Here is a 14,152-nt window from a genome sequence, read left to right as displayed (position 1 = left end):
ACATAAAACAACAGATGAAAATTACAAACTTACTTACAATGGCTATAGGAGCCTTTTTTCTATCAGCCGCAACTAACGCTCAAAACACATTTCAAAAAGAAGAATTTAAACAATGGGCTCAGACTCCGCCCATGGGTTGGAATAGCTGGGATTGTTACGGACCAACGGTTGAAGAACACGAAGTAAAAGCCAATGCCGATTATATGGCAAAAGAGCTCAAGAAATTTGGATGGGAATATGTCGTTGTAGACATTCGTTGGTTTGTCGAAAATGATAAAGCAGGCGGTTACAATCAAACAGATCCACGTTATGTAATCGATCAATACGGGAGATATCTTCCAGCTGTTAATCGATTTCCTTCAGCAAAAGACGGACAAGGTTTTAAACCACTAGCCGATTATATCCATAAAAAAGGATTAAAATTCGGAATCCATATTATGCGCGGTATTCCGAAAAAAGCTGTTGAAGAAAAAATGCCAATTAAAGGAGCAAACGGAATCACAGCAGATCAGATTTATTCGACAGCATTGCAGTGCGAATGGCTGAGAGACAATTATACAGTTGTAGCGGATAAACCAGGAGCACAGGAATACTACAATTCTATTTTCGAATTATATGCACAATGGGGAGTAGATTTTATTAAAATTGATGATTTGTCTAGACCGTATCACGAAGGCGAAATTAATTTAATTAGAAACGCCATTGATAAATGTGGACGTAAAATTGTTTTAAGCACATCTCCAGGAGAAACACCAATTTCAGCAGCACCACACGTATCTAGACATGCCAATATGTGGCGCATGGTAGATGATGTTTGGGATACTTGGCCACATATCACGCATTTAATGGATGTGGCACAAAAATGGTATCCGTATATCGCCCCGGGGACATGGCCAGATTGCGATATGATTCCGTTAGGGCGTATTTCGATTAGAGGAGAACGTGGGAACGACAGAATGACTCGTTTAACAAAAGACGAACAATATACTTTAATTACATTTTTCAATATCTTCAAATCACCATTGTTTTTTGGCGGGGATTTACCAAGCAATGATGCTTTCACCTTATCGTTATTAACGAATAAAGAAGTAGTAAAAATGCATAACGAAAGTACTGCAGTAAAACAGCTTTTTCAGAAAGATGGAAGGATTGCAGTCACTTCAAAAAATGCAAAGGATGGGAGTGTTTATTTAGCTTTATTTAATATTTCAGATAAAGATTCGCAGAAAGTATCCGTAAATCTTTCAAATCTTGGAATTTCAGGTACTGCGGAAGTTTTAAATATGTGGACAGGAGAAAAATCTAAATTAAATTCGAAAGAAATTGGAGCCGATTTAAGACCTCACGCTTCAGTGTTATATCAATTAAAAAGTAAAAAATAAATGAAGAGAATATTTTTTTGCCTTGTATCATTACTAAGCCTTTTTGATCCTTTACAAGCCCAAAATACAGCAAAAGGAATTCCGCCCGTCATTGCCGAAAAAGATCTAACAGCTTATTTATTCGTTTATTTTATTGGGAATAAAATAGAAGAAGAAGCGGTTAATTATGCCGTAAGTACTGATGGATATCATTATTATGCCCTTAATAACAACAAACCTGTTATAGACAGTAAGAAAATAAGCTCGACAGGAGGAGTTCGTGACCCGCATATATTGCGTGGCGAAGATGGCAAGACTTTTTATATGGTTTTGACTGATATGACTTCTTCAAAAGGTTGGGACAGCAATCGTGCAATGGTTTTATTAAAAAGTACCGATTTAGTAAACTGGAAAAGCAGTATTGTCAATATTCAAAATACATTTCCAGGAAACGAAAACCTAAAACGTGTTTGGGCACCACAAACTATTTACGATACAAAAGCGGGTAAATACATGATTTACTTTAGTATGCAGCATGCAGGAGGATCGGATAAAATTTATTACGCTTATGCGAATAAAGATTTCACGGCTTTAGAAAGCGCTCCTAAACTGTTATTCGTTCCAAAGTCAGGAAATGCTTGTATTGACGGGGACATAATTGAAAAAGATGGAGAATATCATCTTTTTTACAAAACAGAAACCAATACGCCTGGAATCAAGGTGGCAGTTACAAAAGATTTGACTTCTGGAAACTGGATTGAAAATGACCATTATTTGCAGCAGACAGAAGATGGAGTAGAAGGTTCGAGTGTTTTTAAATTAAACAATTCAGACGAGTATATTTTGATGTACGATGTTTACACCAAAGGAAGATATCAATTTACAAAAACGAAAGATTTAGAAAATTTCAGCGTAATTGACAATGACATTTCAATGGACTTTAATCCACGTCATGGAACAATTCTTCCAATAACCCGTTCTGAATTAAAGCGAATTACAGACAAATGGGGAATGCCAGCAAAACTTCCAAAAGTAAATCATAATCCAGTTTTGGAAGGGTATTATGCCGATCCTGAAATTTTATATTCAAACAAAACAAAAAAATATTACATCTATCCAACAAGCGATGGATTTGACGGCTGGTCAGGTTATTATTTCAAAACTTTTTCGTCAGATAATTTAGTGGATTGGAAAGATGAAGGCGTAATTTTAGATCTTAAAAAAGACGTGGCTTGGGCAAACAGAAATGCTTGGGCACCATGTATCGTAGAAAAAAAGATAAAAGGAAAATATAAGTATTTTTACTATTTTACTGCAGCACAAAAAGTTGGGGTTGCGGTTTCTGATAATCCCACAGGACCTTTTAAAGACAGCGGAAAAGCAATTGTAGCTGCAAGACCAGAAGGAATAAAAGACGGTCAGGAAATTGATCCTGATGTTTTTACAGATCCCAAAACGGGTAAAAGTTATTTGTATTGGGGAAATATGTATATGGGCGTTGCAGAGCTAAATCCGGATATGGTTTCAATAAAAAAAGGAACAACAAAAGTAATTACTGTTGACAATACTTTCCGTGAAGGAACCTATGTGATTTATAGAAACGGAAAATATTATTTCTTTTGGAGCGAAGATGACACCAGAAGTCCAAATTACAAAGTAAGATACGGGATTTCAAATTCACCAACCGGACCAATTGAAATTCCTAAAAGCAATATTGTAATTCAAGGAAAACCAGAAGAAGGAATTTATGCTACGGGACACAATTCGGTTTTACAAATTCCTAACAAAGATGAATGGTATATTACGTACCATAGATTCTCATATCCAACAGGAATAAAAATGGGAGATGCTGGAGGCTTTCATCGTGAAGTCTGCATTGATAAACTAGAGTTTAATGCAGATGGAACGATCAAACAAGTTGTTCCAACTCATGGTGGAGTTGATGCTTTGAAAAAGTGATATCTATTTAAAAATAAAAAAAAGCTGTTTCTAAATGAATAGAAACAGCTTTTTTATTTTTATAAAAGTTTGAATTACGCCGTTTGATCGTCTATAGTTGCATCAGGAGCATTTTTTTTAACAGAGTCAATTCCATTTTCTCTTGCTGCTACGCTCTCATACATTTCGCTTGCACCAATAATTTGGCCATTTCCAGCTTTTAAATTGAAATATGGTTTTCCGCTGCTAGATTCTTTTCTGTCATAACGGTTATCGTCTGCTGCATTGTTTTTTACAGATTCGATACCATTACTGCAAGCTGCTTTTGTCGAGTATCCTTCACTCGTTAAAATAGTCTGACCGTTACCAGCTTTTAAATTGAATTGGAACTCTCCGTTGGCTCTAGTAGTGATTACAAATTTTCCCATGTAGTTTACTTTTAAAGTTAGGTATATAAATTTTGCTATTGATAAAAATACAAAACTTAGTAATATAAATCATACGTCAATTTGAAAAAATCATTACGATAATCATAATAAATTGATTTATGGAATTAAATTAAGCAGACTTTTTCCGATTTAAACAAATAATAGTATTCGTGTAAAGAGACAATTTTTGTAAAGAAATAGTATCAAGATAAATCTCTCTTGCTGTGTGTTGTATTTGTAATTTTTTTTATTTTTAAACTATGAAAGAAATCAGCGAAATTCTTAAAGCATATTCACAAGCTAAGGCAGAAGAAAAGAAAACAGCTTTGGCAACCGTAGTAAAAGTCGAAGGTTCGTCATACAGGCAGCCAGGAGCACGTATGTTAGTGACCGAAGATGGTATGCTGACCGGCGCAATAAGCGGTGGATGTTTAGAAGGAGATGCATTGCGAAAAGCTCTTCTTTCTATAAATCAAAAGCAAAATAAACTTGTTACTTATAATACTAGTAACGAGGATGATGCCGAAGTTGGTTTACAGCTTGGATGCAACGGAATTGTTCATATTCTTTTTGAATACATTGATGAGGAGGTCGAAAACAATCCGATTCAGCTTTTGCAGCAACTCGAATTAGAAAGAAAAGAAGCAGTAATAGTAACAGTTTTTTCTTTAAAGAGAAATGCTTCTCAGATAGGGACAACTTTGTTTTTTAGAAAAGACAGTCCAGTTTTAACTCTTGATAATGAAGCTTTAAGTCTGATTTCAGATGTAAAAGAAGCACTGAAAAATAAAACTACAGTTGTTAAAAAACTTCAAGAAGAAAACGGGAGAGAAGCTTTAATCGAATACATAAAACCATCTATTTCATTGGTTATTGCCGGAGCAGGAAACGATATCCAGCCACTGGTAAAAATGGCTGCTGTTTTAGGATGGAGAACTCATATTGCTGAAGGACGTGCAACGCATGCGACTGCAAAACGGTTTCCTAAAGCCAGTGAGATTTCGGTTGTAAAACCTGAGCAATTTCTGGAGAATATAACCATTGATGATCAGACTTATTTTCTTTTGATGACCCACAATTACAAATACGATCTGGCACTTTTAAAATTATTATTAGAAACCAATTGCCATTACATTGGCATTCTAGGTCCAAAATCTAAATTCAGCCGAATGCTGGATGATCTTTTAATTGAAGGAATTACAGTAAATGATGAACAGTTAAGCCGAATTCACAGTCCCATAGGTTTGGATATCGGAGCTGAAACCTCAGAGGAAATCGCCCTTTCGATTGTTTCTGAAGTTAAAGCCATTGCCTCTGAGCGTGTTGGGACATCGTTGAAATATAAACCAGGCAAAATTCATAATGAAATTCATTATGGAAAATAAAAATCATCAGAAAATTGGCATTATCATTCTTGCAGCTGGAAATTCGTCTAGATTAGGCAGACCCAAACAGTTATTAAAGCATAAAGAATCAACTCTTCTGAAAAACACGATTTTAGAAGCTTTAAAGATTCAGAATTCTTTTTTAATAGTAGTGACAGGTGCAAATCATGATATAATTGAAAAAGGGATTAATTTGCCTGAAATAAAACTTTCATTCAATTCTGAATGGGAAAAAGGAATGTCTTCTTCAATTGTCAAAGGAATTACGGAATTATTATTTCTAAATCCCGATTGCGAACAATGTATTATATCAGTCTGTGACCAGCCTTTTCTAACGAGTTCAATTTTCGAGAATTTAATCAGCGTATCTAAGAAAACTGGAAAAGGAATTGCAGCTTCAGCTTATGCAGAAACTTTAGGAACGCCAGCTTTATTTCATCAAAAATACTTTCAGAAACTTCTTGAATTGAAAGGAAAAGAAGGAGCCAAAAAACTCATTAAAAAATATACTGATGATGTCGTTTCAGTTTCTTTTGAAAAAGGAAATATTGATATTGATACGGAGGAAGATTATACTCAGTTGATTTCTTTTGATAATTGACAAAGGTTCAAAGTGACAGAGGGACAAAGTTTTTTATGCAGATTATGTAGATAAAGTTTGCCACCCTTCCTTTGTCAGGATGACAAAAAAACTTTGAGTCTCTGTGACCTCGCGAGATTAAAAAAGAAAAAAAATTTGCGAACTTTGCACCTTTGCGGTGAAAAATTATCAGCCATGTAACTTTCCAGCCAATTCCAAAACCTGCTCAATAGCCACATCAATTTCCTCAGAAGTAGTAAATCTACCCAAACTAAAACGAATAGAACTCAAAGCTTCTTCATCAGATAATCCCATTGCTTTTAAAACATGTGAAGGTTCGGAAATAACGGCAGAACATGATGCTCCATTTGAAACCGAAATATTTCCTAAAGCCAAAATCAGCTGTTCTGAATTTACGCCAGGAAAACAAATGTTTGAAGTATTATAAATTCGGTTTTCTGTATTTCCGTTAACGAAAGAACCTTTAAATTGTAATAAACCTTTTTCAAGTTTATTTCTTAAGGACTCAATTCGTTTTTGATCTTCTTGCTGCTCTTTCAAAGCAATTTCTGCAGCTTTCCCCAAACCGATAATGCCAGGAACATTTAGCGTTCCGCTTCGTAATTTTCTCTGTTGTCCGCCTCCAAGAGTTTGAGGTTTCAATTTTACTTTGGCTTTCGCCGAAATATACAAAGCGCCGACTCCTTTTGGGCCATAAAATTTATGAGCTGACAATGCTAAAAGATCAATTCCCAAAGTTTTTACATCAATCGGAACTTTGCCGACAGCTTGAGTAGCATCACAAATAAAAAGTAGATTTTTGGCTTTCAGTGTTTTAGAAATCGCGCGGATATTTTGTATGACACCAGTTTCATTATTAGAAAACATTCCAATGAAAACCAGTGTTTTATCTGTAATTATTTCTTGTAAAAGTTGAATATCTAAAAGACCATCAGCAGCGGTTGGAAGATAAGTGACTTCAAAACCAATGCTTTCCATAAAGTGGCAAGTTTCAAGAACGGCTTTGTGTTCGGTCTGAATGGTTACAATATGCTTTTTGCCTTGATCTGCGAGTCCTTTTATAGCAAGATTGATGCTTTCTGTGGCTCCAGATGTAAAAACGATTTCATCAGCATTAGCATTTATCAAATCGGCTGTTTGCCAAGCAGCATTTTCAACAGCTTCTTTTACTGTTAATCCAGCCAAATGTGTACTGGTTGAATTGGCATAATAATCCGTAAAATAGGGAAGCATCGCATCCAAAACGCGTTCATCAACACGGGTTGTGGCATTATTATCCAGGTAAATGATTTTTTGCTGTGACATAATTTGAGCTTATTTCAGTAAAAATACAATTTAAGAGTTAATATAGGTGGGAAATTAACCGCAAAGTACGCTAAGGAATTTCGCAAAGGTCACAAAGTTTTAATGGATATAATTTTTTGTTTCTCGCAGATTTCCAGATCTAAACAGATTTTTATTTATTTCTATATAAAGAATCTGCGCAAATCTTTCCATCGTATTCAAAATCTGCATTATCTGCCAAATCTGCGAGAGAAAAATAACTTTGCGAACTTTGCGAAAACATTGCGCCTCTGCGGTAAAAAAAATAACGAAATTGTAATTATTCTAAATAAGGAGAATGTTTGAATTTCATAACTTTTTGTGATTTAAGTTGATTAAATTTGTTAGAATGACAAAAGTGAATTTGCTAATTTAACAAATAGATTGCATGGCTTCTAAAAAATCAAATCAGAATAAAGTAACGTTGGAAGATGCTAATTCTCGTCGTGACTTTATAAAGAAATCAGGACTTTTTACCGCTCTTGCCCTGACGCCGCCCTCATTGGTAATGGCTTCAGATAAGAAATGGGATGAAAAAATAGCGGAATATCTAGAAACAGTACCGCTTTCTATTGAAGTAAATGGCACTAAACACAACTTGAACATAGAGCCGAGGACTACGCTGCTTGATTTACTTCGCGAACAATTACAGCTTACAGGAACTAAAAAAGGCTGTGATCACGGACAATGTGGTGCGTGTACAGTCCACGTAAACGGAACTCGAATTTTGTCATGCCTTTCTTTGGCCACGATGCAGCAAAATGCACAAGTAACTACAATTGAAGGAATTTCGAAAGGCAAAAAACTACATCCGATGCAGGAAGCTTTTATCAAACACGATGGTTTTCAGTGCGGCTATTGTACTCCTGGTCAGATTATGTCGGGAATTGCCTGTATAAAAGAAGGTCATGCCAATAGCAGAGAAGAAATTCGAGAATACATGAGTGGGAACATCTGTAGATGTGGCGCTTACCACAATATTGTCGATGCTATAACGGAAGTGAAGGAAGGAGGAAAGGAGATATGAAAAATTTTCAGATAATAAAAGCTTTGTCGTCTTCATCGGCAGTTTCAGGAAAAGCAAAAGATAATTCCTCGATGTTTATTGCTGGAGGAACCAATCTTGTCGATTTAATGAAGAAGAATATCGTAGCTCCAGACAAATTAGTGGACATCAACGGATTAGATTTAAAGAAAATCGAATTTTTGAAGGGAAAAGTTTCGATTGGTGCATTGGCAAAAAATAGTCAAGTGGCTGAAGATGCTTCGATAAAAGAAAAACATCCTTTACTTGCATTAGCTTTAGCTGCTGGAGCTTCTCAACAAATTAGACATATGGCAACAGTGGGAGGGAATATGCTTCAAAAAACACGTTGCTCTTATTATTACAATACAGATATGCCATGCAACAAAAGAACACCAAAAAGCGGATGCGGTGCCATTGGTGGTTTTAACCGAATGCATGCTGTTTTTGGTGCCTCAGAAAGTTGTATTGCTGTGCATCCAAGCGATATGTGTGTGGCTTTGGCTGCGCTTGATGCAACAGTTTTAGTGGAAGGTCCAAAAGGAAAACGAGAAATTAATTTTACCGATTTTCACAGACTTCCAGGAAATACACCAGAAAAAGACAATACGCTTGACAGTAGAGAACTGATTACGGCTATTGAAATTCCAGATAATAATTTTACTAAAAATGTACATTATCTAAAAGTTCGCGATAGAACAAGTTATGCTTTTGCATTGGTTTCTGTTGCAGTGGCTTTAGACATAAAAAATAACACCATCAATGGTGTTAGACTAGCTATGGGCGGTGTGGCACATAAACCTTGGAGATTAACTGAAACAGAAAAATTCCTGAAAGGAAAAACAGTTTCTGAAGATCTATTTAAACAAGCTGGCCATTTGTCTATGAAAGGAGCAAAAGGATACGGCGACAATAATTTTAAACTAACGCTTGGAGAGAATGCAGTAGCAGAAGCACTTACAATAGCAGCATCAAAATAATTAAATTATGAGTAAGACAAGTAATATTAATAGAGTTGACGGATTTGCTAAAGTAACGGGTTCTGCAACTTATTCGGCTGAATATAAAACATCTGGTGTGGTTTATGCCTGCCTAGTGGGAAGTACTATTGCAAAAGGAAGAATCAAAACCATTGACACCAAAAAAGCAGAATGGGCGCCAGGAGTTTTGGCGGTTATCACACATTTGAATGTAGATAAACCTGCAGGTTATCAGAAAGCCAAAGACAAACATAATTTTGGTCAGCCGCTGCAGATTTTCAAAGACGATTCGATTTTGTATTACGATCAGCCAATTGCTTTGGTGATTGCAGATACTTTTGAACGTATGCAATATGCGGCAAGTCTAATTAAAGCTGAGTATTTTAAAGAAGAACATTCGACAGAACTTAAAAAAGCAGCAGAAAAAGAAAAGAAAGTTGAAACCGATAAAGGAAATGATTACCATCGCGGTGAACATGATGGCTATAAAAATGCTGAGGTAATTCTGGAAACAGAATATACAATTCCAACCGAGGTGCATAACCCGATGGAATTGGCCAATATCATTGCCAAATGGGACGGAAACAAACCAATTTTATATACAAAAAGTCAAGGTGTAGAGGGAACGCGCAGAAGTGTAGCGGGAGTTTTTGGAGTGCCCGTCGAAGATGTTGAGGTTCATGCTGAATATCTTGGCGGTGCATTCGGAATGGGATTGCACACTTGGCCGTATGAAATTGCAGCTTTAATTGGAGCAAAAAAATTAAATCGTCCTGTAAAATTAGTTTTGCATCGTGAACAGATGTTTACCAATGTTGGTTTCAGGCCGTACACCATTCAGAAAATGGGTCTTGGTGCTACAAAAGAAGGAAAACTGACAGGCTTAACGCACGAAGCTGTAGCTATGACTTCGAGTTATGAGGATTTCATGGAGGGAACGGTAAATATGTCGAGATTTATTTATGATTGTCCAAACGTTTCGACTCGTTATAGAATTGTGCCTTTGGACACTTGTACGCCGATCTGGATGCGTGGGCCAGGTGAAGCAACAGGTTCTTTCGCCTTAGAAAGTGCAATGGATGAAATGGCATATAAATTAAACTTAGATCCAATTGAATTCAGAAAACGTAATTATGCCGAAAAAGATCAGGAGCAAAATAAACCGTGGAGCAGTAAATATCTGTTAGAATGTTACGAAGCGGGAATGGAACGTATTGGCTGGAACAATCGTAAAAATGAACCAGGTTCTGTTAAAGAAGGAAATTGGTTAGTAGGTTACGGAATGGGAACGGGAACTTTCGGCTGTTATCGAAGCCCAACTTCGGTAAAAGCAAAATTCTTAGCCAATGGCGATTTGGTTTTGCAATGCAGTGTAAACGATATGGGACCTGGAACCGCAACGATGATGACTGCTATCGGGGCTGAAGTAATAGGTATGCCAGCTGAAAATGTAATCATTGAAATGGGGAAAAGCGGATTGCCGAAAGGGCCTACTCAAGGCGGTTCGGCAACGACTTCATCTGTTGGTTCTGCAGTTCATGACGCTTGTAATTTATTATTGAATAAAATAATTGAATTGGGAAGTAAAAGTCCCGCTTTGAAAGGAATCGCTATTACGGATTTAACTTTTGAAAATGGTACGGTTTCTTCTAAAAAAGACAAGTCGAAGTCGGTTACGTTAGCTGCACTTTTAAGCAGCAATAAATTAGAAGATTTTGAAGTAGAAAATCTTTCTAAAGCTGCTGAAGAAGCGAAGAAATATTCAATTTATTCGTTTTCAGTTCATTTTGTGAAAGTATTAGTGAATCCGAATTTGGGTAAAATAAGATTGGCTCACGTGGTTTCTTGCGCTGATATTGGAACAGTAATCAACCAGAAAACATCTGCAGGGCAAATGTTTGGCGGGGCAGTAGGAGGAATCGGAATGGGATTGATGGAAGCACTAGAAATCGATCATCGTTTTGGGCGTCCGATCAATAACAATTTTGCTGATTATCATGTTCCTGTAAATGCGGATATAGAAAAACAGGAAGTTTTCTTCGTGAATAAAAAAGACCCAATCAGTAATCCAATGGGAACAAAAGGTCTGGGTGAAACAGCTTTAGTCGGAATGGCGCCTGCAATTGCAAATGCCGTTTTTAATGCAACGGGAAAACGTGTTAGGGATTTACCTATTACGTTGGATAAGATTATAGAATCCGCTAAGGTTTAAGCATAAAAAATAATTACAAGAGTCCCTTTGAGAAAAGAATTTCAAAGGGATTTTTTTGTGCTATAAGAAAGTCTTACAAAGCAGAAGAATAGTAAAGTTTTTTTCGACAGATTATCACACAATCTTGTCATTTCGACGAAGGAGAAATCTTCGCAAGTAGCTCCGCAATAATAAGCCAATCTTTGTAGAGTTTCTCGTGGAGATTTGCTTTGCCTGTTCGCTATCGCTCGAGTCTCCTTCGTCGAAATGACAAAAATGGGATTACTTTACCCAAAAAAAAATCGCAAAGCTTAAAAAACTTTGCGACTTTGTGCCTTCGTGGCATATATTAAGTAAAAACTTATTTAACCGTAATTGGCAATTCAACAGTTGTTTTATCCCAACCAATAACAAGATTTGCTACGTTACCTTGAGTTGTAAAAGCAATCGATAAAGCTTCGATAACATCAGAAACTGGTTTAACAGGAACTGAAACTCTTACAACATCTTTACTTTCGTCGTAAGCATAACCGCCCCATAAATCTAGTTCTTTGTTGATAATGATAGTCCATTTGTCTTTTTCTGGAATAGCAAATAAGCTATAGTATCCTGCAGGAACTTTTTTACCACCGATTGTTACATCTTTGTAGAATTTGATTTCTGTGTTTTCATTAGCGCCAACTCTCCAAACTTCTCCAAACTTAACCACATCACCAAAAATAGTTCTTCCTTTTACAGAAGGTCTTGCATAAAGAACTTTGATGACTGGGTTTGGATTATCTGTTTTTTTGAATTTAACCGCTTTGTTTGGGAAATACGAAATATCAACCGGACTTGCATCAAGCGGAGCAAATTTTACTATGTCTTGAGCTTGAACTGTAAAAGCAGCAAACAAAGTAACTGCTATTAAATAGAATTTTTTCATGGTTTACAATTTTTAGATTAACTACAAAGTAAATTAATAATGAAGAAAAATCATATAATTTGACGCCTGTTTTTTGTTAATGAATTGGTAATGACGCATTAATTCTGATATTCTTTTTTCTTCTTAACATACCAATCCTGCATAATGTAGAAAGCCTTTTTCTTTTCGCCATCATTTGAAATTAAACCTTTGCGATTGTAACCGTCCTGAATTCCTGGAAGCAATCTTTTTGGAGATCTAAAATCAACTAAAATCCAAGGGCTTGTTCCGCTCAAGTGTGGAATTTTTTCAATCATTTTTAAATTCTGAATGTATAAATATTCCTGATATTCTTCTGTCCAGCGCTCGTTTTTCTCTCCGTGGAAACCGGCTTTTGCATCGCCACCAAATTCAGAAACAACAATCGGTTTATTGTATTTAGATTTCCAGGTTATTTTCTCAGCATCTTCCAAATTTCCGCCATACCAGCCCAAATATTGATTGAAAGCCACAACATCTAAAACTTCTCCAATAGGATCATCAATAGTTTCTTTTTTGGTTAGTAAAGCAGCACTAATTAATCTTGTATTGTCTAATGATCTGGTGTGCGATGCTAAATTTCTAATGAAAGTATTTCTAGCATCAGAAATTGGAGTTTCATTTGCCATTGACCAAATAATAATGCTCGCTCTATTTTTATCTCTTGTGATAGAAGCAGTTAATTGATCTTCGGCGTTTTTGTAGGTGTTTTCATTTTTAAATTCTACTGTCCAGTAAACTGGAATTTCTTCCCAAACCATTAAACCCAATTTATCAGCTTCTCTGACCATATTTTCGTTATGCGGATAATGCGCCAGACGAACATAATTACAGCCTAATTCTTTCGCCCAGTTTAATAAGCGCAAAGCATCTTCTACAGAATTAGCACGTCCGCCTTTTCCATTTTCTTCATGAATAGAAATTCCGCGTAAAAAGATCTCTTTTCCGTTTAGCAGAATTTTATCTTCTTTGGTTTCGATGGTTCTAAAACCAATCTGATCGTTTAATTTTTTTCCATTAAAGTCAACAGTAACATTATATAATTTCGGATTTTCTGGCGACCAATACGAGATTTTTTTAGTTGGAATTTCGAAGTTTAAAATTCCGTTGCTAGCCGCTTTTCCTTTGAAATTGATTTTTAATTCAGGAATAGAAATCGAAATATTATTTTTCGAAGCATCTAAATTATTGATTTTAATAAAACCTGAAATAATATTTGCATTGCCTTTTTTCAGCTGAATAGTATAATCTTCCACAAATGATGATTCTTCTTCAATTAAAGTCACATCGCGCGTGATTCCGCCGTAATTCCACCAATCGGTGTTTACGGTTGGGACATCTTCTTTATGACGTGTATTATCAACTTTAATTACTAAATAATTTCCAGTAGGTTTTACAATCGAAGTTACTTCATAATTAAACGGAGTGAAACCGCCTTCATGTGTGCCAAGTTTTTTTCCGTTTAAATAAACATCGGCTTTATAATTGATAGCACCTAAATATAAAAACAGACGTTTATTAGCTGTTAAATTGTAATCAAAAGACTTTTTGAACCAAACATTTCCTTCATAATATTTCAGTTCCGCAACCTGCGAATTCCAATCGCCTGGAATATTGATTGTAGGGGATTTATCAAAGTCATATTCTACCAATTCCTGTTTGTTTTGAGCGTGATAGTTAGAAAAAAAAGCTCCTTTTGCCGGTTTTTCACTTTTGTCGTATTGATCCAAGTGAAAGCTATAAAAACCAGTTTGATAAGGATCTATAATATAATTCCAAACTCCGTTTAAAGAAGTGGTGTTTCGGTTTGATACGTTAGAAATTAAACCTTGTGATTGTCCAATTGAGAACGATGTCAGGAATAATAGTGTTAGAATTTTTTTCATTTTGTAAAATTATTTTTGTTTTAATCTGAAATATATTTTAACCGCAAAGGACGCTAAGTTTTACGCAAAGTTCGCAAGGCTTTGCGTGCCTT

At 35.8% G+C, this 14,152-nt stretch carries 11 protein-coding genes; 7 read left to right on the top strand and 4 right to left on the bottom strand.

From position 1 onward, the window contains the following. Nucleotides 1-14 precede the first annotated feature (14 nt). Together FF52_RS17535 and FF52_RS17530 are read left to right on the top strand one after the other, a co-directional pair. Nucleotides 15-1,382: a glycoside hydrolase family 27 protein gene (locus tag FF52_RS17535; protein WP_008467612.1), complete on the top strand. Its 1,368-nt coding sequence runs from the start codon at nt 15-17 to the stop codon at nt 1,380-1,382. After that, entirely contained in the window at nt 1,383-3,320 is a 1,938-nt protein-coding gene (locus tag FF52_RS17530) for a family 43 glycosylhydrolase (RefSeq protein WP_008467609.1), read from the top strand. A gap of 74 nt (nt 3,321-3,394) precedes the next feature. Here FF52_RS17530 and FF52_RS17525 read toward each other — a convergent pair whose 3' ends face one another. Beyond that, nucleotides 3,395-3,727: a YegP family protein gene (locus tag FF52_RS17525; protein ID WP_008467608.1), complete on the bottom strand. Its 333-nt coding sequence runs from the start codon at nt 3,725-3,727 to the stop codon at nt 3,395-3,397. A gap of 260 nt (nt 3,728-3,987) precedes the next feature. On the opposite strand from FF52_RS17525, the gene FF52_RS17520 reads away from it, so the two are divergent. Beyond that, the gene (locus FF52_RS17520) at nt 3,988-5,112 is read left to right on the top strand and encodes an XdhC family protein (RefSeq protein ID WP_008467607.1); all 1,125 of its coding nucleotides are present in this window, start codon (nt 3,988-3,990) and stop codon (nt 5,110-5,112) included. Then, entirely contained in the window at nt 5,102-5,713 is a 612-nt protein-coding gene (locus FF52_RS17515; RefSeq protein WP_035691857.1) for a nucleotidyltransferase family protein, read from the top strand. Before FF52_RS17520 ends, FF52_RS17515 begins: the two co-directional genes overlap by 11 nt. Before the next feature lie 168 nt (nt 5,714-5,881). Here the strand turns inward: FF52_RS17515 and FF52_RS17510 are convergent, their stop codons facing one another. Next, nucleotides 5,882-7,018: a cysteine desulfurase family protein gene (locus FF52_RS17510; RefSeq protein WP_008467605.1), complete on the bottom strand. Its 1,137-nt coding sequence runs from the start codon at nt 7,016-7,018 to the stop codon at nt 5,882-5,884. A gap of 406 nt (nt 7,019-7,424) precedes the next feature. Between FF52_RS17510 and FF52_RS17505 the strand changes: the two genes are divergently transcribed. The 3 genes from FF52_RS17505 to FF52_RS17495 are packed head-to-tail and all read left to right on the top strand — an operon-like array spanning nt 7,425 to nt 11,252. After that, the gene (locus FF52_RS17505) at nt 7,425-8,063 is read left to right on the top strand and encodes a 2Fe-2S iron-sulfur cluster-binding protein (RefSeq protein ID WP_008467604.1); all 639 of its coding nucleotides are present in this window, start codon (nt 7,425-7,427) and stop codon (nt 8,061-8,063) included. Then, the gene (locus FF52_RS17500) at nt 8,060-9,040 is read left to right on the top strand and encodes an FAD binding domain-containing protein (protein WP_008467603.1); all 981 of its coding nucleotides are present in this window, start codon (nt 8,060-8,062) and stop codon (nt 9,038-9,040) included. The genes FF52_RS17505 and FF52_RS17500 overlap by 4 nt, the downstream gene beginning before the upstream one ends. Nucleotides 9,041-9,047: 7 nt before the next feature. After that, the gene (locus FF52_RS17495) at nt 9,048-11,252 is read left to right on the top strand and encodes a xanthine dehydrogenase family protein molybdopterin-binding subunit (RefSeq protein ID WP_008467602.1); all 2,205 of its coding nucleotides are present in this window, start codon (nt 9,048-9,050) and stop codon (nt 11,250-11,252) included. Nucleotides 11,253-11,592: 340 nt separating this feature from the next. On the opposite strand, the gene FF52_RS17490 is transcribed toward FF52_RS17495, so the two are convergent. Next, nucleotides 11,593-12,156 (bottom strand): DUF2911 domain-containing protein, encoded by a 564-nt coding sequence (locus FF52_RS17490; RefSeq protein ID WP_008467600.1) that lies wholly within the window; start codon nt 12,154-12,156, stop codon nt 11,593-11,595. A gap of 98 nt (nt 12,157-12,254) precedes the next feature. Beyond that, on the bottom strand, nt 12,255-14,060 hold the full coding sequence (locus tag FF52_RS17485) for a glycoside hydrolase family 2 protein (RefSeq protein ID WP_008467598.1): 1,806 nt from the start codon (nt 14,058-14,060) through the stop codon (nt 12,255-12,257). Nucleotides 14,061-14,152 lie beyond the last annotated feature (92 nt).

Source organism: Flavobacterium sp. F52, from assembly GCF_000278705.1.
Taxonomy (GTDB): Bacteria; Bacteroidota; Bacteroidia; order Flavobacteriales; family Flavobacteriaceae; genus Flavobacterium; species Flavobacterium anhuiense.
The sequence above is the reverse complement of the archived record's forward strand: the minus strand, read 5'-3'. Positions and strand labels throughout refer to the sequence as shown.